The organism is Saccharicrinis carchari, assembly GCF_900182605.1.
GTDB lineage: Bacteria > Bacteroidota > Bacteroidia > Bacteroidales > Marinilabiliaceae > Saccharicrinis > Saccharicrinis carchari.
The window spans coordinates 853,714-877,091 of record NZ_FXTB01000001.1; the positions used below are offsets into that span (position 1 = coordinate 853,714).

A 23,378-nucleotide genomic window follows, 5' to 3' on the forward strand; every position below is an offset into this window, starting at 1 on the left:
ATCAAAAACTGAATTTTTTACCTAAAACTTCCATTATGACTCGCTATAAATTATTGACAGCAATAGGGCTGATTTTTATTACTGTTGGCCTCAGTGCTCAAACCTATCAGGACTTACTGCGCTACTCGCAACCCCAATATATGGGCACTGCCCGATCCATGGCTATGGGAGGAGCTTTTGGTTCACTCGGTGGCGATTTCAGTGCCCTAAGTATTAACCCGGCCGGCATTGCCGTTTACCGCACATCGGAATTCAGCATTACGCCTTCACTCATTCTTAATTCTACCGAGAGTAGTTTTAATAGAGGCAGCATAAACGATAACAAAACCACATTTGCATTAAACCAAGTTGGATATGTGGGTACATACCGCCCTATGCGGGAAGTAAGCCAAGGAATAGTGAGCTCGCACTTTGCCATAGGGTATAACAGAAATAACAATTTTAATTATAAATCAATGGCTTCGGCAAGAGGTATTACCACCTCCATGACGGATATGTTTACCAGCGATGCCTGGGGATTTGCGCCGGAAGTTGTGGGCAGTTGGGGAAACCTGACCGGACTGGCCTACAATGCCTATCTTATTAATTATGATGATACACAAGGTATATATACGGCAGATATCGGCCTTGGTGAAACGGTGGACCAAACCCGAATTATTGAAAAGGAAGGTTATGCAGGCGAAATAAATGTAACAGGTGGTATAAACATAAGCAATAAAGTACTTCTTGGTGCAAGTATTAATTTCACCTCCTTATCTTATCGCGAAATTTCTAATTATTACGAGGCGTTTAGTACTACTAATACGACGCAAGGAAATGAGGTATTTGACCGCTTTACGGTGCAAAACGATTTAGATGTTTCGGGAAGGGGTGTCAACCTAAAAATAGGAACCATCATTAAACCTACCGAACAGATACGATTGGGGCTAGCTTACCACTCGCCCACCTGGTTTATTATTGATGAAAATTATGGTTCCAGGTTAGATGCTTCTTTCTTCAATCCAAAATACGATGATAACAACGAATTAATTGGAACCTCCACATTCGCACGTAACTACAACAATGCGCTCAACACCTTTGATTATAAGTTAAATACGCCGGGTGTTTTTACGGCCGGTGCTTCGTATGTTATTGGAAAAAAAGCCATTGTTAGTTTTGACTACGAATACATCAACTATGCTAATGCTAAATTTAAAAGCAGAAGCAGCAATATTGACGATTTAAATGCGATCACTACAGAAAATGAAATTGCCAAAGATATTTTTGATGCGACCAATAATTTCAGAGCAGGAGTTGAATATAGGGTTAGTCAACAAATTAGCCTGAGAGCGGGATATTCCCATCAAGCATCCCCGTATAAAACGGATAAAAACGATTTGATAGAACCTTTCAATTCATTATATGGCACTCAAAAAGTATCCGATTTACAGAACGACTACCAAATTACAGGTTATAGCGCTGGTATCGGGTATAGGAGCAAAAATTACTTTATTGATGTAGCCTACCGCTTAACGTCATTCGACAATAGCTATTTTAATTATAACTGGCCGTCAAACGTAAATACAGATCTTGATCTCCCCCTGCAGACTACAATTAAAACCACAGACCACTATGCCACACTAACGGTAGGCTGGAAGTTTTAAACATTGGCAGATATAAAAAAACACCCGGTGTACAGAAATAGTACATCGGGTGTTTTTGTAGGTAACAATTTTGTTTATAGTAATCTATTACATAGGCTAATGTAAAAAAGCTGCATAATTGGCCAATAAAAATCCTCAATATACCGTATATCGCCTTTATTACCCCGATAGGTCGATGGTAGCATATTAGTCATAAAACAAAGCAATGGTGGGCTGTCTATTAAACAGACTTATAATTTAATCATTACAAACATTTAGCTTAAACAAAACACCATGTGCCAGGTTCGTATCAGCATGTTGCTTGTCTATTGCCTTTATTACTCTATTTTGTGCCTGTACGGCATTCGTACTCATACCCATAAACAATACATATAAAAATGACACTACGGTAACCATCAATGGGTTAAAAAGCTTTAATCGCAGTTTTTTTAATGCATTACTTATCTGGGTTTCCACCGTGCGTTTGGATATGTTTAATTCCTGGGCTATGTCGGCATTGGATTTACCATCAAAACGACTCATCTCAAATATTCTTTGGCACTGCTTAGGAAGTGAGTTAAGCACATTAAAAAGCTTATTTTCCAGCTCAGTTTCTTCCAATAAATCCCTAAAAGACTGATGCTTATCTTTTTGCTCCTCAAAAATAGTACTGTGATGATTGCGAATAAGCTTTTCGCGTTTTAAATGATTGAGACAACGATTACGAACGGACTGGTAAAGATGGGCTTTTAACGAAGTGTGAATTTGTATGCTATCGCGTTTTTCGTAGAAATTGACAATCACATCCTGAACTAAATCACGCGCCTGATCAAGGTCGTTCACCATTTTAAAAGCAAATACTACCAGTTGATGGTAATAGAGCTTGAAAATGTCTTCGAATGCAGATTCGTCGTCACCGGATAGTTTATCTAAAATAATTCTGTCGCTCATGCCATAGTTTAATCCTCACAAAATTATCAAAAAATAGCGCATCACACCTATAAAGTGAGCCAACAATGATTTTTTATGGTTAAACCGGACTTTTTTTAAGACATAAGATATTATCCCGGCTACGAGGAAGATTTTATTTTGCGATATGAATATACTGTATGTAATTGACTGACAATTCACTCCAAAAAGCCAGCAGAATAGGAATTATTTTTTTTGTTTAAGCCATACCAAAAGTAGAAGTTTTTTATATATTTGCACTCACAAAAACAGCGCAATTGTTTTTGACAAAAAAAAATCGGGATGTGGCGCAGTCTGGTAGCGTACTCGTCTGGGGGGCGAGGGGTCGCAAGTTCAAATCTTGTCATCCCGACATAAAAAAAGCGCTTAGGATATTTATCCTAAGCGCTTTTTTTATTATTGAAAAATGATGTTATCATGAATTTAAAAAAATCGCACCTTCGTAACAGCCTTCCTTGATATGGCAACAAATGGGAATCCTGTCTCCCACTCCTCTTTTAAATAGTTTGGCTGTTGCGCACTTTGTATATCTTTTTTTGCTGCGATTCATGATTGGTACGCATCAATAAATCCAGGGTGATACCCGTCATGATAAGCTGAAAACCTCCTAAAAGGAAAACAATGGCGGCAAATATTAAGGGACGCCCCCAGATATCCTCCCCCATTATTTTAAGCACCAACAAATAGACCATCAATAAGAGGCCCAGCACAAAACTGCCCGCACCAATAGGGCCCAGGAAATGCATAGGTTTTTGGGCATATTTGTTGGTAAATCGCATCAATATCAGGTCGCTGATGACTTTAAAGGTACGCGACAGTCCGTATTTAGATTCACCACTGACGCGGGCACGGTGGTTCACGTTGATTTGTTCTACACGGGCACCTTCGTTAATAGCCAGAATAGCAATAAAACGGTGCATCTCCCCATAAAGCGGAATATCCTTGGCTATATGGCTTTTAAACACTTTTATGGCACATCCGTTATCTATAATCTTGGTGTGGGACACTTTGCGCACAAGCGAGTTCGCAATTTTGGAGGGTATCTTACGCAAAAACATATCGTCCTTACGCTGGGCACGGATACCGGTTACCACATCACAGTCGGTTTTACGCATCACGTCCATCATACGTACCAGGTCGGCGGGGTCGTTCTGCAGGTCACCGTCCAGGGTAGCAATTACATCACCTGTGGCATAATCAATACCGGCCTTAAGTGCCGGACACTGTCCGTAGTTTTTGCGCAGGTCGATGAGTACCACATTTTTATCTTTCTGCTTTTTTATGGCCTCCACGGTGCCATCACGCGAGCCATCATTAATCAGGATGGTCTCAAAATCATACTCCGACGGCTTTAGTGCATCGTAAACCTGCTGCACCAGGGGGGCAATGTTATCTTGTTCGTTATAAACGGGTATGACTACGGATATTTTCATATTTTATTTATTAGCAAAACGTTATCATGATGTATTAAGATACTACTTATTGAATCGGGCCGCATGTACCCTGATGCGGATACATTCCCCGCTTGTTCAGGCTAAATATATTGTTAACATTAAATCTATTCTTGTCTTTATACCTACAAACTTACCTGTTCTTTTCATTCAATTTTAAGCAAATATATCTTTTTTAAGGATTTATGCCTTGTAGTGGGATTTAAAAAATCGCCACTCATACGGGATATCAGACGGTGCGGAAATACTTCTTCGTAACTTATGCGGTTTGGCACCATCTGCTGTATATCTGCGTAACCAACTTCATCTGTAACAACCCAGTAGTTATGCCTGCTTGTCATTACCTCTTCAAAATCCCCTTTCTCCTTGAGCCAATACGATATTTTTGAGGGATAAAAATAGGTTTCGAACTGACGGAATTTGTAGGTATATAAATCTTCATCATCGCCCGCCAGTTGGCTATAGGCATCGCTGGCACGTATTCCACCATGATATTGAAAAGCGCTGGGCATAAAATGGGCGTTGAGCACAAAGTTAAGTACGATGGCCGAAATAGCAAGGGGAACAATCAGTTTACGATACATTTGCCCTTTAGGGAGCACAAAATAAATGGTAGCCGCCAGTCCCAGTATAACAGGAAGCCATATAATTATTTTGCTTGTTTTAAACACAAAGCAGATGACCAGGACAATGGCCGCCCATGCAAACAGCAACATAAGGTTACGCGCGCCCAATAACCACTTGGCTATCTTGGCATTTTGCTTTTCCATTATTTGCTGATAAATAAACCGGGCTGTAACAATGGATAAAAAAGGTACCACAGGATAAAAGTAATGGGGTGCTTTTTGTTTGGCCACAGATAAAATAAAAGTAAAAACAATTATTACCGAATAGCTCATATACTCCGGGCGTACAAAGCGTTGCGTGTTTTTGTTAACAAACAATCCTTTAATATGCTTGCCTATGGCAATTAATGCAAATAAGGACCAGGGCAGATAAATGTATATCATGGTATGCAGATAAAAGCTGATATCGCCATCAACACCACCACCGGTATTGTAGGCACCCTGGATTCGTCCTACATTGTTGGTCCAAAAAAAGAATTCGATACCCTCCCAACCAAAGTTATTATAGTTGGCCTTCAAAGTAGGGAACAGCACCAGTGCCAGGATAGGGAATGCCAACAACCAAACGGGATTGAAAATATTTCTCCAATCTTTTTTAAGCAAGAGATGTCCACCCACGGCAAAAACCGCTACTGCTAAACCGATAGGCCCTTTAGTAATCATAGCCAATCCGATAAACAGAAAGCCCAGAATAAAATTAACAGCCCGCTTGTTGTGCAGAAAATAGGCCAGAAAAGAGACCCCGATGACCACATTAGCCGTGAGCAAGGCGTCCATATGTAAATCGTTATGATAAAGAAACATCATTTGCGAGGTGGCATATATCAAAGCGGTAAGTTGACCTACTTGCGAACCATAATAAAGCTTGGCCATTTTGTAAAGTGCGTAAACACTGGCAATGGAAAATAACAAGGTAGGCAACTTATGGGCAAAAAGCGACATACCAAACACATGAAACGACAAACTACTGAGCCAGAACATCAGATGAGGTTTGTGCAGATAGGCATTACCTCGGATATGCGGAGTTAACCAATCGCCACTCTCAAACATGTAACGGCTCACAGCTGCATATTTTCCGGCATCGATACCCACCTCAGGGAACAAACCGATGACATAAACAACAAGGGCCGCCACAAACAAGCCGATTCCTATTGATTTATTGCTCATATTAATCATAAACAAATAAAATTTAAAACAAACGAAATAAAGTTATAAGGGATTAAAAACAAAGTGCAAATATATCAATTTAAAATTTGCCGAGAGAATGTTCAATCGCAACATTGCACAAGCCCTGCTGACTAAAAATTATTATCTTCGTGCTTCCAAAACTATTGATACGATAAAATGCGCGTTTGTATAGCAGAGAAACCCAGTGTTGCCGGCGAAATTGCCAAAGTAGTTGGTGCCACAAACCGAAAAGATGGATATTACGAAGGTAACAACTATCAGGTTACCTGGACTTTTGGTCATCTGTGCACACTTAAAGAACCGCACGACTACCTGCCCGAATGGAAACGATGGAATCTGGGAACCCTGCCTGTAATTCCTTCGCAATTTGGCATAAAGCTCATCGCTAACAAAGGGGTTGAAAAACAATTTGGGATAATAAAAAAACTGGTGCAGGCCGCCAGTGAAGTGATAAATTGTGGCGATGCCGGTCAGGAGGGAGAGCTTATTCAACGATGGGTGCTGCAAAAGGCGGGGTGTAAGGTTAATATTAAGCGCCTGTGGATTTCGTCGTTAACCGAAGAGGCCATCCGCGAAGGTTTTGAGAAACTGCAAGACAACGATAAATTTAATCCTTTGTATGCAGCCGGCAGTTCGCGCGCCATTGGCGATTGGTTATTAGGGATAAACGCCACCCGCTTGTTTACCATTAAATATAGCCAACCCGGAACCGTCCTGTCCATAGGCAGAGTTCAAACACCTACCCTATCGTTGATTGTAAATCGTTATCTGGAGATAGAAAACTTTGTGCCTCAACCCTATTGGGAACTGAAAACAATGTACAAGGAGGTAACTTTTAATTCTACACAGGGTAAATTCTCGAGTAAAGAGGAAGGCAGTTCGGCTTTAGAAAAGATAAAAGACAAACCTTTTGAGGTAACCGATTTTAATCGTAAACCGGGCAAAGAAGCACCGCCACGATTATTCGATCTTACCTCCTTACAAGTGGAGTGCAATCGTAAGTTTGCCCTGTCGGCAGATGAAACCCTGAAAGGGATACAATCGCTTTACGAAAAAAAACTTACTACCTATCCTCGTGTAGACACCACTTATTTAAGTAACGATATCTACCCCAAGATACAAGGTATATTAAAAGGCTTAACGCAATATCAGGCTTTGGTAGAACCTTTGTTAGGCGCAAAGATACGCAAGTCGAAGAAAGTATTTGACGACAAAAAGGTAACCGACCACCATGCTATTATCCCCACCGGAGTTACAGCACCCGAGCACCTTTCGCGCGACGAAAAAATTATTTATGATACCGTTACACGCAGGTTTATCGCCAACTTTTATCCCGACTGTGAAATATCTACCACCACCATTTTGGGTAAAGTTGCCGATGTAAACTTTAAAACCTCAGGAAAGCAGGTATTAAAAGAAAATTGGCGACTGGTATATAAAGCGGTGAGCGGTAAAAAAGACAGCCAGGAAAATATATTACCGGAATTTGTGAAAGGAGAAAGCGGACCACACCAACCCGACTTTCAGGAGAAGGAAACGCAGGCCCCCAAGTATTATACCGAAGCCACTTTGTTGCGAGCCATGGAAACGGCCGGAAAACAAGTAGATGACGAAAAATTGCGTGAAGCCATGAAGGAAAATGGTATTGGCCGTCCTTCTACCCGTGCCAACATCATTGAAACCCTGTATAAACGTAAGTACATATATAACGTTCGGAAAAATGTGTTACCCACCACTATGGGAGTTAAACTCATGGAGTTTATATCTAACGACTTGCTTAAGTCGGCAGAACTCACCGGTATTTGGGAGCAAAAGCTCAGGCAGATAGAAACCGGAAAGTACAAAGTAACCGACTTTATGAACGAGCTCAAGCAAATGGTATCGGACTTGGTTTTTCAGGTGCGCAACGATTACTCCAAAGGTAAAATCGTTATTGAGGAAAATGACGATAAGGAGGTACAAACGAAAACCAAGCCTACCGATAAATCTAAAATTGTCAAAAAGTTGAGCTGTCCTCGTTGTGGTAAGGGAACCATGATAGAAGGAAAAAACGCATGGGGCTGTTCAGAATATGCTTCGGGTTGTAAAACCCTGATTCCCTTTACGTATTTGGGTAAGAAACTTAGTAAAAAGCAAATAGAAACACTCCTGCTAAAAGGAAAAACACCTGTTATTAAGGGCTTTACGCTGGAGGGCAACAAAGTGAACGGTAGGCTAAGCTTCGACAGCCATTATGCCTTAAGCTTAGAACAGCAGAAACCTAAAGTATTGCCATGTCCAAAATGTAAAAAAGGACATATCATAAAAGGCAATTCGGCCTGGGGCTGTTCCGACTTTAAAAAAGGATGCAAACTCCGCATACCCTTTGAATTTTTAAAAAAGACCTTAAGCAAAAGTCAAATGGAATCCCTCGTTTTAAACGCAAAAACAGAACCGATCAAAGGCTTTTCCTTATCGGAACACGAAACGGGTGTAGAAGGCTATCTGGATTGGGACCAGGGGCATAATCTGCGCTTTAATAAAACTTAATAATTTCGGTAAAAAATCACAATTCATATTATCTCCGGGATAAAAACCAATTTATAAAAAATCATCATGAAATACACCAAAGTAAGTTTCAACATAGAACCCAATACCCCAACAGCACAGGAAATACTTACGGCTCAACTGGCACAATTTGCTTTTGATAGCTTTGAGGAAACCGAAACCGGCTTAAATGCTTATATTCCCACCGCAGCATATTCGGCAGAAGACGTCAAAAGTATTCAGATATTTAGTGGAGGTGAGTTTACTATTACCTTTGAAGCAGCGGCTCAGCCGGAGCAAAACTGGAACGAAACCTGGGAAAAGCACTTCTTCGCCCCTATTGTTATTGGCAACAAATGCGTTATTCACAGCCCTTTTCATACGGATGTACCCAAAGCCGAATACCAGATTGTTATTTCACCCAAAATGGCCTTTGGTACCGGTCACCACGAAACAACGGGACTCATGGTAAAACACATACTGGAGATAGATTTTACCAATAAGCTGGTGTTAGACATGGGCTGCGGCACAGGAATACTGGGTATACTGGCCGCTATGCGGGGCGCAAAAAAGGTATTGGGTATCGACATAGAAGAGTGGGCTTTTAATAACGCCAATGAAAATATAAAGAACAACAATATCAACAACATGGAGGTGCGCTGTGGCGATGCGACCCTCCTGGGTAAGGAAAAATTTGATGTTATATTAGCCAACATCAACCGTAACATTCTTTTGGAAGATATTGCCAAATACACACAAGTATTAAGACCGAACGGAATTTTGTTACTGAGTGGTTTTTATGATAAAGACCAGGAAATCATACACAAAACATGTATCGCAAATAACTTAATCAAAAAAACTATAAAGGAAGATAACAAATGGGTAGCCCTTGCGTATATGCTCACTAAATAATGTGCAGCGAATGAAAATTACATTTACACTTTTATATACCCTACTAATAACTACCTGTGCCCTGGCACAAAACAGCCCGCAAATTTTTAGCGAAAACACCGAAGAGTTCGTCTCAACCCTGGACGAACTTTTTAAAAGTGTTTCTGATAAAAAATATGCCAAGCAATTTATTGAAGAAGTAGATGTGTTTTGGCAATCTACAGAATTAAGCGAGGAAAACAAGAAGATAATTCTTAACAATTGTCATCTTCTGGCTCAAAAAAGAGCACGCCCCTTGCCTGATTACGAAACATATTTAAATACAGTACGCCATTTTATTCTTTCCGAAATACCGCCGTCTTCGTTTAATGCATGGAACCAAGCCGTTACAGAAATGATTAAAAAACCGCGGCTTCCCCTGCGAAAAGTAAATACATTTTTACGCACCACCTGCGATCTGTTAACCCAAAATATTATTTTTTCAACACGATCTAACCGGTGGAAAACGGACAATAACAATTGGACCTTGACATATGCTAACGGTGATTTGGTGGCCACTTTTCCGAATTTAAACCTCACCTGTCTTTCCAAAAACGATAGCATTCAAATTTATGATTCTAAAGGATCTTTTAACTACACAAGCAATGTATGGCAAGGCATCAAGGGCAAGGTAACATGGGAGCGTTCGGGTTTTGACCCCGAAAAGGTGTATGCCCTCTTTAAGCACTTTGAAATTCCCTTTGATCATTCCTATTTCGAAATTGACTCAGTACAGTTTTATAACTCCATTTACTTTGATCATCCTTTACAAGGAAAGCTGCGCCATAAAGTAATGAACATCAACTCACCCAAAAGTTCTACCTATCCTCAGTTCACTTCGAGCGAACAACGCTTTAAGCTCGACAACATCCACCCTTCCATTAATTATGAAGGCGGTTTTTCACAAAATGGTGCTAAATTCCTGGGTTCGGGTACACACGATAATCCGGCCACCATAACCATTTTTAGAAACGACACGGTGTTTTTGACCGCCAAATCGCTTTATTTTGCCCTACGTAAAGAGCAAATACTAAGCAACGAAACAGAGGTTAAAATAAGGCTGGATACGGGTTACATCTACCATCCGGGCCTAATATTTAAGCTGATGGTAAAAGAAAACGAATTGCACCTGATCCGAAACGGCGAAGGCCTGGCCTTAAGCCCATACTTTAACACCTATCACAACGTAAGTATGGATATTGAGCTGCTCACCTGGAAGATTAATAGCCGAAAAATAGATTTAAAAATGATTTCGGGTGCCGCGGAAAACCATGGCGAATTTGAATCTTTAAGTTATTTTAGGGAGAGTTTTTACAATTTTTTACAGGGGATGGATGCCATACACCCCCTGCAGGGCCTTAAAAACTGTGCCCGCCTATACAAAAGTAACACTTTTTTAGCCAGCGAATACGCCCATATGATGCGCTTACCCATTAATGAGATACGGCAGCAGGTAATACAGTTATCGTTTTACGGTTTTGTTGGATATAACATTAACACCGACCAGATTGAGATCCGACAACGACTCGAAGATTATCTTTTATTTCGTTTGGGTAAAAAGGACTATGATGTAATTCGGTTTAACTCCAATACACCCGGCAATATGGTCAATGGGCAAATAGACTTGCTCAATTACGACATCAGCATCAACGGGGTAAAAAACATTTCTATTTCCGACAACCAAAATGTGGTATTCTTTCCGGCAGGCGAACACATCCTGCTTAAACGGAACCGCAACTTCATTTTCGATGGTGCCATTAACGCAGGCATGCTAAACCTTTATGGCAAAGGCTTTAAGTTCGATTACGATCAATTTTTAATAGACATGTCCAATATTGATTCGGTGCGAATGAAAGTACAAACCGGTGATTTGGATTATTTTGGCCAGCCCAAGATGACTTATGTAAAAAATGCCATCGAAAACCTCTCGGGCAGTCTTATGATTGACAGGCCCGACAATAAATCCGGTAAAGAGCAATACAGCCGTTACCCCATCTTAAACAGCAGCACCGAATCGTATGTGTACTACGACAAACCCGAAGTGCAAATGGGACAATATAACCGCGAGAAGTTTTACTTTAAGCTGGATACATTTACCATGGATAGCATCAGCAGGCTGAGTGCTAAGAACTTTGACTTTTCGGGCAGTTTCGTATCAAACATCTTCCCAACGTTTAACGAAAACATTACCGTTCGTAACGATTACTCACTGGGTTTTAAACGGAAAACACCGGAAGAAGGCTATGGTATTTATGATAACAAAGCTAAATTTATTGCTGATATCGATTTAAGTAATGCGGGCTTAAAAGGATCCGGAACACTTAAGTACCTCACCTCCACCACCCAATCCGAGAATCTCTTATTTCTGCCGGAAAGCACATCAGGGCAAGCTTATCAATTTACGGTAGAAAAGAAAAGCGAAGGGGTTGAATATCCCGACGCGCAAGGAAAGTATAGCCGGATCAACTACTTACCCTATCAGGATCGTTTGATAGCCACAACCCAGGAAGAAGCCTTTACCATGTACAATAATGAGGCACAGCTGGAAGGCGAAATTGAAATATCCCCCACCGGAGCTAGCGGAGATGGAACTTTTTACATGGATAGAGCAAATATTTTTTCGCCGGCCATGACTTTTGGTGGCCATACCGTTTTGGCCGATTCCTCTGACTTTAACCTGGTGAGCACCGATATGCAAGAGGGGGTTTCCTTTAATACCACCAACCTAATTAGTCATATTGATTTTGTGAGCAGGCAAGGTAAGTTTAACTCCAAAACAGGTGGTAGCCGGGTTAACTTTTCCGACAACCGATATATTTCCTACATCAGCGAATTTTCGTGGAACATGGACAACAACAACATTTATATGGGAGCGAGCGGATCTAAAGGAAACCGTTTCGTATCGACACACAGAAGGCAAGATTCACTTGAATTTATGGCACCTTTAGCCCGCTATGATGTTGAGAAAAAAATTATTTATGCCGAGGAGGTGAAAAACATAATGGTGGCCGATGCCAACATAAAACTTAAAGATGGAAAGGTAACTATCCACGAGGATGCCGAAATGGCTGCAATAGATAGTGCTTCAATTACTTTAGCCGGAGATTCTGCGTTTTCGCATTCCATTTATAACGCCCGACTTAAAATTGCCGGTAAATATGATTACACCGGATACGGAGAATACGATTATATTAATGGCGATGGTAAAAAGTTTACACTCCAATTTAATGATATCCGATTAAACGATGATGCTATTACTACCGCTGAAGGTACTATCGTTGAGAGCGACCTGTTTACTTTTGACAAGAACTTTACTTTTAAAGGGAAAGCCCATCTAAATGCCACACAAAAAAACCTAAGCTTTGATGGAGGTGTGCAAATGTTGCATCATTGTGCCAATGGCCCACAAACTTACACCTACTTTAATACTGAGATAGACCCGCATAACATACTGATACCTATAGGCAAAGAGCCGGTTAACTTTGAACGTAACAACATTTACAAGGATTTTTTTATAACCAAAGATTCGTCGCATGTATATTCCACTTTTTTAGCCAGCCGGAAAGATTACAGCGACATACCCATGATTACGGCCGGCGAATACCTGTATTTTAACGAAAGCCTTAACGCCTTTGAAATTGCCGATATGCCGAAAATACTAAATCCCGATACCACGGGCGTACTTTTTAGGTATTCCAACTCCAACTGCGACCTGCTGGCCGAGGGCAAGATGAATCTTGGCATTGAGCTGGATGGAATAAGGCTGAGTACTTCCGGTAGCATTATCGACGACCCCAAAAAAGATCAAATAATGCTAAGCACATTGATGGGAATAGATTTCTTTTTTAACGAAACCTGCACGGAACAGATGATATCGGCAGTTTTGGCATCCACAGCGGCACAAAGCAGGCAATCGGATCAGGGCTTGGCAAAGCGCATGGCTGAGTTAATAGGTCCGGCACTTACTCAGGAAGTACTCAACACCAGAAATGAGGGCAAGCAAAACGACGATTTAAACCATGTATTGGGCAACATACTCCTTTTTGGCAATATCGATTTTAAATTTGATGGTCCCGCCCATGCTTATATTGCCGATGGCAAGGCCGACCTTACGTTTATAAGAAACAAAGCCGTAAATAAAATTGTAGATGTTAAAGCCGAAATAGTAAAAAAACGCAGCGGTAATTCTATCGATCTCTTCTTGAGCTTTGACAAAAACACGTGGTTTTATTTTAGTTACAAATCTAAAATGATGTATACTCTATCCTCTAACGAGGAATATAACAACACCGTACGTAAGCTTAGCAGCGACGAGCGCAAAGCAAAATCGGGAGGCTTTTCCTTTATTGCTGCACCTGCAAGCCGCCTGAACCGTTTCATTAAGAAATTTGGCCTCTCCCCCATTAAAACCAGTGCCGCAGCCGAAGGGCAGGCAATAGATTTAGAAGCGGAGGTAGAAGCTCCCACCAGGGAGGAATAAGAAGAGCCTAAAGCTGGGTGGATAGCGGTTAACATCAAGCGTAAAATACACAGCTTACCCGCTGAATGGGGGTCAGTAAACGAACCACCTGCCCCAATCAATTCAAGGAAAATAAAAATGCAGCATAGCTAAATGTACCCTCTTGCAATGCACAGCTCCCCTCTTGAGGGGAGCTGATTATAAATTAGGATGTTATTTGGAAATCCCTTTCCTGAATCCCCCTTTTGGTGCTTATAGCAGGCTTTACTTCTTTTTCTTAAATAGACCTTCGATGGCGTTTTTTACTTTATCGTCTTTTAAAATATCCTTTACCGCTTCCTTGGCCTTCTTTTCAATCTCTTTGCCCACTTCTTTTTTTGCTTCCGAAAGATCCAGGCTCAGTTTAGGATCTGCCGCATAGCCTTTAATCAGCACATCCACCATAATGTCGTCGCCACTTTCGGAAATACCTCCGCCTAAAAAGCTTAAGGCCCCTGCAACATCTTTACGGGCTACCGGTGCGGTAACCACATAATTAAGCGACTGGTCAAAGCCCTGTTCGCCGTGCACCTTTATAGTACTCCCGAATACTTTGGCGGTAAAAGGCTCTACGATTATTTTACCGTCTTTCATCACAAAATTAATATTCAAATCCTCCGCTTTAAGCTTACGGTATTTTTCTTTTTTTAATAAGTTGGCCATACTATTAAGCACCTTAGAGTCTGCAACCTCCACCGATTCCGATACAAGTGTACCCCCACCGGTTATACTGCTGATTACCGGATCCATTTCCGGACCCAGCAGACTATTAAATTTAAAGTCGGCCGAAATATTGCCTACAGTTTTTTTTGCAATGGGCATCAGCGAATCGATTACGCTAAACGAATGCGCCGTTTTGTTGATGTCGATATTAGCGGCATCGAAATTAAAATCTACAAAGGGTTTTTTTACATCTTGCGTATTGTACTCTCCGGCCATTTTCATTTCTCCGTTTAACAAACGCATAGCTATACCATTGAGCACTACTCGCCCGTCGCGCACCGTAATTTTCCCATTGGTATTGTCTATCCGCAACTTGTCGTAAAGTATAGTGCCAAAATGCGAGGTAAACACAAAATCGATATTTTTAGGTACCTCAAAAAGCTCCATTGTTGTGCTGTCTGCTACCTCCGCGGTTTCGGTGCTGCCCATACTCAACAACATCTCATTTACATCCAACCTATTGGATCGATGCTTTAAAGAACCTTTTACTGTTTCGTCTTTAAAAATATAAGGCAGGTAATTTTCAATATGGCCACTCAGGTCAAAATCCGATTTCCCTACCCGGCTCACAAATTTATCTAAGGCAATACGTTGTGGTGTCAACGACATTTGCGCCTCACCTATATTTACCTTTGGCAAGTCGGGACTTGAATATAAAAAATCGTGTAACTTAAGACTGCCTTTAACCTGCACCTGGTCATAATTTTCTTTCTCCATCATTTCCATATCTCCATCCAGGGTAATATTGGCATCCACTATACCTTTAATATCGAAACTATCTAAGGGCATAGCGTCTTTAAGTGAACCTAAGTCGATAACACCCACCATGCCCCCTTTAAATTGCAGATTGCTCACGGGTGTTTTAAGCAGCAAGGAGGCATCAAAAGGATTACTGCCCAATTCAAAATGAAAGGTTTTAATATCGGTAATTGTATTGTCGGCCGATCCTCCCGGATTATCTACAACCACATTAATATTTATGTCGTTAATAGATTCAGGCAAGTCGGGATATTTAATTTGTCCTTTGTCAATTTTTAACATCGCACTAAACGCCGGCAGCATATCGGTATCCATATATCGTCCTTTTGCCTTGGCCGCTAAAGCCATAACACCCTGTGTTTGTACACCCTCCATATCTGCCAAAAATTCCTTTGGCACTATACTCAACAGTTGTTTAAACGAAGTTTCCTTGGCACTGAGCTTAATATCCAAATCGTAACCTTCTTCCGGCATTCCCACACTTCCATCAAAACCCAAATTAAGATCGTTGAGCATCAAATCATTATCAGCAAAGGTAAATACCATGTTGTTCATATCGGCCATAATATCGGCTATCAAACTCACTTTTACCTTATTCAAAAAATTGGTTCCTTCCATGCTAAGGGTAAGCTCTTCTATGCTAGCTTCTGTTGACAAGGTGCTGGCGGATGCCGACAAATCACCCGACATACTTAAATTGAGCTTTTGTATATCGGTAAGCAAATCCATCGTTTGGTCAAGGTAGGTAATTGTTGCATCGCGCACCTTAACACTTTGCAAATCAATGGTAAAATCACTTCCCGTAGTACTTATATCCTCCGGTTCGGTCAATTCGTCCGTCTGGCGCATGATATCCCAGTTGGCGGTAGAATCGGCCAACACCTTGGCCAACACCACGGGTTTGTCCAGTAACACATGCTCAACGGATAAGTTTCCTCTGATAGCACTCATTAGATCGGCCGACAACACAAATTCATTCAAAAACAGGAGGGTGTCCTTTTCAAACTTATCCAATCCAACTACTCTCAAACCCGACATACCAACGGATATATTGGGAAAATGCTTAAAAAGTGAAATCGAAAAGCTATCCCAATCTACCTGAGCCATCACTTGCTTATTAATTTCTCTTTTTGCCAATTCTTCTGCTTTTCCCTTAAAAAATAAAGGGGTAACTAATAGTAACAAAAAAATAAATAGGAGTACTCCCCCCGTAATTTTTAAAATATTTTTCATTTTACAGATATGTTTAGATTATACGTTAAAATATTTTTATTTTCGGCGGATGATATTCAAAGTTAAACAATAATAGAATATTATTAAGATAATGTTCAAAATTATGCTGTTCATCTAAATTTTTCCTTTAATTATTTCCCGAAAAATTATTGATTTTATACTTTTCGACGATTAACAAAAGAGAAGAAATATCCCATGATTAAATCATCCTTTGTTTTCAATAAGCAGAGATACATAACAGTAAAAAAATATTAAAATGAAAATCGCAAGTAACCACATACAGAAAAGAAGAAAACCCTACGGGGAAATTTTATCAGCCAATAAAGCATGGGCCAAGCAAATGATTGAACAGGATGCCGATTACTTTAAACATTTGGCTCTGGGTCAATACCCTGATTACCTGTGGATAGGATGCTCCGACAGCAGAGTGCCGGCGGCCGGAGTTTCACAGACCGAACCGGGCGAACTGTTTGTTCACCGTAATATTGCCAATCAGGTAATAACCAACGATTTTAACCTCATGAGTGTAGTTAAATATGCGGTAGACTATTTACATGTGAAGCACATTGTGGTGTGTGGCCATTACGGGTGCGGTGGTGTTATTGCTGCCATGAAAAACAACACCGACAAGTACTTAGGCGACTGGCTATCCGGAATAAAGGAGGCGTATAAAAGGAACAGTTTAGAGCTGGATGCCATATTGGACGAAAAAGAAAAGATTAACCGCATGTGTGAGATTAACGTGGAACGTCAAATAGAAAAACTGGCCTCCTCTTCCCTTATCCAAAAAGCATGGAAAAAAGGTAAAGAACTGCAATTGCATGGCTGGATATTCGACCTGGAAACGGGTTTGATAACACCACTCACCGAAATACATAACAAGCCAAAACAATAACGCACATACTTAAAAGGTAAACACAGTAAAACAACACTTTCCGGAACATTTTTTAGGTGCCGGAACCTCAACTGTTCCGGAATTTAAAAAATATATTCATTCCATTTCATTGAAAATATTGAATAGTAGAATCTAAACAAACCGGAAATTTTCCCCTTTTCTTGGATGTTTGTTACTGTTTTATTTTAGTATTTCCTCTCTCCGCTAATCGGAGGGCTCGTATTGCCTTGTTCCTCATCCACCGGGAACTGCCCAACAAATTCATTCAATGTTACTATATAACATAGACCGAGGCAGTAGGTAGCATTATGCTTTAAGTAGCCAGAACTATTACTCCGTAGCATTTTCTTTTTGAGTAATAGCAGCAACCTGGTAACCTGTGTCGTTTATTTTTTGGCGCACCGAAGCAGTGTCGGGCTTTGTCTTGTTTAGGGCAACCATTACTTTGGCATTAGCATGGCTGGCCGTTACCCACTGCACCCCATCAAGCGATTCAACGGATTTAATCACGGTCTGTTCGCAGCCTGTACAAGTCATACCATCCACCGCAAGTTCAAAAATAACGGCATCCTCCGAAGCTACTGCGTTAGTTTCTATAGTTTCGTGAGTTGTACTTTGGCTTTGCTTTTTTTGTGGACTTTGACAAGCTACGACAAATAGTAGCATAAGAAAAAGAAATGTTTTCATGATTTTTGATTTTTGAGTTGCTAATTTTGAGTTTCCCTCCTAATTAAATTACCTGCGGCAGGATGGCGTTTCACTCCATTTAGGTTTGTAAATCTGATTATCGAATTACGGTACACCTAATACCGATAACCGATTTACACCCGCCCCTAAAGATAGAAAGGAGTATCCTATTATAAAAATATAATTATGGGTAGGGCATGCCGAAGGCTCCACTACACAGTTATAATATTTGGTACTGTTGGATTATTAGCCCACTGTGCCGATAGATACAAAATACGGGTTGTAGATAAGGAATCCTGGGAGTATCCCGTCCCATAAGGGACGGGATATAAGGTGTAAAAGGAATGTTATTTTGATTGTCGTGCGACTTGCAAATGCCTTGGTAAACTTCGTGATAGAGATTGGGAGCGTTGGTTTTGCGGTTCGATATGATCGTGTCATATGCTTGTCTATGTGCTTTTTTCACCTGCCAAATCAACTAATCGGTTACTGTATCTTTAACGATAGTGACATTGACACTAATATGGTATAAATGCCAAAACACCAACGAGTACTTTGTTTTTACCCATCATCCAATACCACTATCTCCTAATTAATATCACTACCCTACTTATACTTAAGTTTGACGAAAGAGTTTTATTGCTTTATTTTAAATAAAGGTATTTTGCTTTTATCTGGAGATAGTATAAATCGTGCTTTTCAACAATGTCGCAACTGCTGTGGAAGATTTACACAAACTCCCTGTTTATCAGACTTTTTAATCTCATATTCTAAACATAAGCCAACTTTTAAACCTGCCCTGTTTGTAAACAATTAATCCATCAACACTGTAATTCCATTATCCACTGTTCCAAACCATTTATTTCCACGTTTATCGATCGCTATTTTATTTACATAATTACCTCCTAAACCATTAGCGGTAGTGTATCTCGTCCATTTTCGTCCATCATATTTAGTGGCGCCCTCTACAGTACCAAACCATTTATTATTTTGCGCATCAATAGCAACAGAACCGACCGCAATATGATTTAATCCATCCTTTTTAGTATATGTTGTCCAATTTTCCCCATCAAACTTTGACACTCCGCTACCCACAGCCCACACAATCCCTTGTTTATCTACAGCAATATCTATTATAAAATGATAGAACCAACCAACACTGGTATATTTAGTCCAATTTTTACCGTCAAATTTCACTACGCCGGTATACGTTCCAATCCATTTGTTTCCTTGCTCATCTATCGCAATGGCAAAAACGCTCATATCTTCACCTGAATTATGATGAATGAAATCTTTACCATCAAATTCAACGATGCCACTAGAATTTCCTAACCACTTATTACCCTCTTTATCAATTGCTATGGCGGTAACATTGGCGATTTCCTCATAAATTGAAATACTCTTGTCATCAAACCTTGTCAGATATCCTCCGTTAATTCCGAGCCACTTATTTCCTTCGTCATCTATTGCTATTGCCATCACATTATCAATCGAATCATAATTTGTCCAGTTTGTTCCATCAAATTTCGTTAGGCATCCGTCATGATTTAACCCACCAAACCATTTATTGTCATCTGCATCAACTGCAATGCTACTTATTGAAGTATTGATATTGCCGTCCGCTTTGGAATACGTGATCCAGGCCGGTTTTGTGCTTTCCTTTTCGCATGAATATGTAGCGAATCCAAGTACGGAAATAAACACTACAAATAAAATTCGATTAAAATTAAGTTGCTTTTTCATCTTTAGGATAATAAAGTTTAGAAATTATTTATTTGTCTGTATAATTCTAATTAACAGTAAAACTCAGTCATCATTTCCCTATTAATTTTATTTGTTGATATCAAAAATTAATCTGGTCTATTATGTGAGATATACATAGTGTTCAAATTAAATCATTATTCCTAACATAATCAAGTTTGCAGGCGACTTGCTGGTTTATCGGCATGCAGACATTTCACATACAACTGTTCAACCTTGCAGAACAGATCGCAGTAATATAAATGGCCATTTGAGGTGGTTTATGATGATGTTAAAGATATGGATGGAAACTCCCCCAGAGCCCTTAGCTACCTCATATGGTAAATTAATTTGACAACAAAGCTATCCCGTCCGATCCGGGACGGAACGTGCGACTTGCCAAATATTGTTACCCCTGTTTTACCCCGTAATAATCAAATTTTGATTTGAGTGTTAAATTACCGGAAACGCCGTAAATGCTGGCATCCCAAATACTGACAAACATATTATCATGCGCCATTCTGAATCAAATGCTGTTGATTTTAGATTTCTTTCCATTCCCATACCTTTACATAATCAATGACCATCTCGTAGGGAAAATCTTTCGTATCGGTAACTGCTCCGGGCCAGAAATCGATACCGGAAGAACCTTTATCGGCACAGGCATAGTTTAGGATAATATAAAAATCGGTTTCAAAGGGCCACATCGCACCATTAACCGTATTCTTTTTGTGGGTGAAGGTAGTTTTGCCATTGACCAGGAATTCAATAGAGTTTTCCGATTTTATTATTCCGTAAGTGTTATATTCGGCCCTATTAATATTTGCAGTGGTACCTGGGGCGGGTTGCAAGGCTTTGCCATCGGATACGGACTGATGGATTACCTGATAAACGAATGCATCATTATTCAAACGCTCCATAACATCAATTTCGCCTCCATTGGGCCAACCTTTATAAACAGGATTCTGAGGCATAAGCCAGATTGCCGGCCATCCGCCCTGGCCCGAACGAGAAAATTTAGCTTTTACCTCAAACTTTCCATATTTAAAACTGTATTTGCCCAAGGACTGGATTGCTCCGGTTTCAGGAAGGTCAGTCTGGCTATTCCATCGGGCCCTCAGGTGCAAGGCGCCATCTTTTACTTCTGCCAATGAAGCATCGTTAGGAACTACGTATTTATTCCAGGCAGACGACCAAGGTTGGGTCTGATAACTTTCCCAATTTTCGTTTTTATAGGCACCGCCTTCAAACTCGTCGCTAAAAACTAATTGCCAATTCATTGGAACTTCTTCATCCGGCCCATTCTCTTTCTGACATGCGAAAAAAATAACTGAGACAAACAGAAGCAACACCATACTCTTTACAACATCCTTCATGATTAATACATTATTCTTAATTTCATTATTTTTGTAATACAAAAAGGGCACCGTTACTCGTTATTCGGAGTTGACGGTGCCCTTAAAAACTTCACTTTTTGGAGTGATATTCTAAAATTACTATTCTAAGGCACTTGCACCTGGCTCAGAAGGCCAATATGGGTTCTGGTACAAGTTAGAGTTTTCTACGCTAACCTGATCGGGCGAAGCCAGCTGCAGCTCCCTGAAGGAAATTGGTGACAGGTAATTGGCTTTACTCCAGGTATAACCATTATAAACCTCATTATTTGCAATTACCTTTTGATAAGGACGCAAATGAGTACCCAAACTTTGAGCAGATACATTAGCTGTTGAACCACCATCCGAAATAAGCAAGGAATTACCATCCTCATCTTTATACAGATCGTCGTCGTAGGCTTGATCCCAGAGGTTAAAACCTTCGATCACGTAATCCTTTACCTGATCCATAGCTCTCCAGCGTTTCAGGTCGTTCATGCGCATTCCTTCGCTCACAAACTCGTTACGACGCTCGCGACGGATGTTAAACAAAGTTTCGTCAACGGGTACCCCTGCTGAATAAACGCCCCAGTCATTCTCTTGGCTAAGATCGGTAGCACCAATGGTCACATTGTAATCTTCAGTAATTCCGGCCCGGCTACGGATAGCCCTCCAATATTTATCGGCGGTAGCATCGATGGTATTGTTTTTAACGTACGATGCCTCTATATAATTCAGGTAGGCCTCTGCCACACGGAAGATAGGGGATCCAGCCGTACATGTAAGGTCGGAGCCCGGTGCTTCGTCTAATTCGTAGTTCAAGAACTTCCTGGAACGATAGCCGGTAATGTCTCTCACTTCTTCCAAATTCAGCAGGGTTGGAACACCAAACTTAGCTACAGAGTCAATATTGCTGGAACCCGCTTTACTGATTGATTCCATTAGATCCTCCTCGCCGGCTAAAAACAGTTGCAGTCGCTCATCGCGGTCTTCCTTGGCATCCATAATGGTTACATCACCCTGAAAACCCGATCCTGCGGCATAAATTGGCAAACCGTTTTTCATTAGGAAACCATCCACAAAACCACGTGTTAAACCGGTGTTAGCTCCACGTTCGATATAGATAGATACCCCATGTGTAATATTTAATTCCAAATCGTAATCGCGCCAAAAGAGAATCTCGGGATAGCTTCCCATATTTCTGGATCCGAACATTTCAAAGTAAGGGTTCCACCCTGATGGATTAACAGCTCCACTGGATGCAATATCCGGATTTAATTGACCCGAATTGACGGTTAGGTCAATGCCATCAGCCACTTCTTTGGCGGCTGCCATGGCCTGTGTAAGAAAATAGTCAATTTCGCTATCTATGTTGATGCTAAAACCACTATTGTAAGGCATGTCGGCACCGGGCCAGTTAGGTCCCCCCGGCACACGGGGTGTACCTTTGTGGTATTTGAGGAAGGTACCCTCGAAAAGTGCTACACGCGACTTGGCCAGCAAGGCGGCATTTTTGGTCAACCTTACTTTATTGTTACCCGTGTTGTTCAAAAGCATAATTGCCGAATCCAGATCGGACAGGATGAAACGGGCAAACTCGTTTCGGGGGGCACGCTTAGCAGCTTCAACCAAATCTCCGTGTACATCTCTCACGGTATTTCGGATGATAGGGAAATCGCCATACCTTTTCAAGAAATCGAAATTCTCCATGGCGCGCAACATATACACCTCACCTATGTAATGATCGATATTTGCTTCGTTACCGGATATTGCACCGTTACGCCATTTGGGCAATACCTGCTCGAAAAACCAGTTAAAATCCCGAATATTACCTAAGCCAAGGCCTCCACTAGCAGGCACTTTCCATTCGCCCGGCACATAATATCCATAGGAAGCATTAGAGGTGGCCTGATTATCGGTATGGTCGTCAAAACGTCCTATTCCTGTACTCCATCCGCCGTGTGTAGGAAAAATACTACCATAATAAGCGATCGGGTAAGATGCTAAATCGTTTTCAGAGTTTAAAAACAACTCCGGCGTCACCCTATCCAGGGGCTCACGCTCCAGAAAATCGTCGCATGAATATTGCGACAAGCCAAAGGCACATAGCGCAACTACGTATGTCCATTTGGAAATTATATTTTTTAGTTTCATAATA

The 23,378-nt window shown here is 40.8% G+C and carries 13 protein-coding genes and 1 tRNA gene; 6 read left to right on the top strand and 8 right to left on the bottom strand.

Going from position 1 to position 23,378, the window contains the following annotated elements; genetic code table 11:
* The first annotated feature begins 35 nt into the window (after positions 1-35).
* A complete protein-coding gene (locus tag FN809_RS03065) occupies positions 36-1,643 on the top strand; it encodes an OmpP1/FadL family transporter (RefSeq protein WP_142531987.1) in 1,608 nt (535 codons plus the stop codon).
* 237 nt (positions 1,644-1,880) lie between these two features.
* Here FN809_RS03065 and FN809_RS03070 read toward each other — a convergent pair whose 3' ends face one another.
* The gene (locus FN809_RS03070) at positions 1,881-2,573 is read right to left on the bottom strand and encodes an RNA polymerase sigma-70 factor (protein ID WP_142531988.1); all 693 of its coding nucleotides are present in this window, start codon (positions 2,571-2,573) and stop codon (positions 1,881-1,883) included.
* Positions 2,574-2,869: 296 nt separating this feature from the next.
* On the opposite strand from FN809_RS03070, the gene FN809_RS03075 reads away from it, so the two are divergent.
* Positions 2,870-2,943 (top strand) — tRNA-Pro (locus FN809_RS03075).
* A gap of 145 nt (positions 2,944-3,088) precedes the next feature.
* Here the strand turns inward: FN809_RS03075 and FN809_RS03080 are convergent.
* Both FN809_RS03080 and FN809_RS03085 read right to left on the bottom strand, forming a co-directional pair.
* Entirely contained in the window at positions 3,089-4,024 is a 936-nt protein-coding gene (locus tag FN809_RS03080; RefSeq protein ID WP_142531989.1) for a glycosyltransferase family 2 protein, read from the bottom strand.
* A 164-nt stretch (positions 4,025-4,188) separates the two neighbouring features.
* Positions 4,189-5,844, bottom strand: coding sequence for an ArnT family glycosyltransferase (locus FN809_RS03085; protein WP_142531990.1), 1,656 nt, complete (start codon positions 5,842-5,844; stop codon positions 4,189-4,191).
* 168 nt (positions 5,845-6,012) lie between these two features.
* Here FN809_RS03085 and FN809_RS03090 point away from each other — a divergent pair, with 168 nt between their 5' ends.
* The 3 genes from FN809_RS03090 (at position 6,013) to FN809_RS03100 (ending at position 13,792) form a co-directional block, all read left to right on the top strand.
* Complete coding sequence (locus FN809_RS03090; RefSeq protein ID WP_142531991.1) at positions 6,013-8,385, top strand: type IA DNA topoisomerase; 2,373 nt, start codon at positions 6,013-6,015, stop codon at positions 8,383-8,385.
* A gap of 66 nt (positions 8,386-8,451) precedes the next feature.
* On the top strand, positions 8,452-9,294 hold the full coding sequence (gene prmA / locus FN809_RS03095) for a 50S ribosomal protein L11 methyltransferase (protein WP_142531992.1): 843 nt from the start codon (positions 8,452-8,454) through the stop codon (positions 9,292-9,294).
* Between the two features lie 10 nt (positions 9,295-9,304).
* Positions 9,305-13,792 carry a hypothetical protein gene (locus tag FN809_RS03100; protein WP_142531993.1) on the top strand — a complete coding sequence of 1,496 codons (4,488 nt, stop codon included), beginning with the start codon at positions 9,305-9,307 and terminating at the stop codon, positions 13,790-13,792.
* Positions 13,793-14,035: 243 nt separating this feature from the next.
* Here the strand turns inward: FN809_RS03100 and FN809_RS03105 are convergent, their stop codons facing one another.
* Entirely contained in the window at positions 14,036-16,525 is a 2,490-nt protein-coding gene (locus FN809_RS03105; RefSeq protein ID WP_142531994.1) for an AsmA-like C-terminal region-containing protein, read from the bottom strand.
* A gap of 256 nt (positions 16,526-16,781) precedes the next feature.
* Between FN809_RS03105 and FN809_RS03110 the strand changes: the two genes are divergently transcribed.
* The gene (locus FN809_RS03110) at positions 16,782-17,420 is read left to right on the top strand and encodes a carbonic anhydrase (RefSeq protein WP_142531995.1); all 639 of its coding nucleotides are present in this window, start codon (positions 16,782-16,784) and stop codon (positions 17,418-17,420) included.
* Between the two features lie 330 nt (positions 17,421-17,750).
* Here FN809_RS03110 and FN809_RS03115 read toward each other — a convergent pair whose 3' ends face one another.
* The 4 genes from FN809_RS03115 to FN809_RS03130 all read right to left on the bottom strand — a co-directional run bounded on the left by FN809_RS03115 (position 17,751) and on the right by FN809_RS03130 (position 23,374).
* A complete protein-coding gene (locus tag FN809_RS03115) occupies positions 17,751-18,107 on the bottom strand; it encodes a cation transporter (protein WP_142531996.1) in 357 nt (118 codons plus the stop codon).
* Positions 18,108-18,920: 813 nt separating this feature from the next.
* A complete protein-coding gene (locus FN809_RS03120) occupies positions 18,921-19,850 on the bottom strand; it encodes a ligand-binding sensor domain-containing protein (RefSeq protein WP_142531997.1) in 930 nt (309 codons plus the stop codon).
* 539 nt (positions 19,851-20,389) lie between these two features.
* On the bottom strand, positions 20,390-21,223 hold the full coding sequence (locus FN809_RS03125) for a glycoside hydrolase family 16 protein (RefSeq protein WP_142531998.1): 834 nt from the start codon (positions 21,221-21,223) through the stop codon (positions 20,390-20,392).
* A gap of 120 nt (positions 21,224-21,343) precedes the next feature.
* Positions 21,344-23,374, bottom strand: a complete 2,031-nt coding sequence (locus FN809_RS03130; protein ID WP_142531999.1) for a RagB/SusD family nutrient uptake outer membrane protein — start codon at positions 23,372-23,374, stop codon at positions 21,344-21,346.
* Positions 23,375-23,378: the final 4 nt, after the last annotated feature.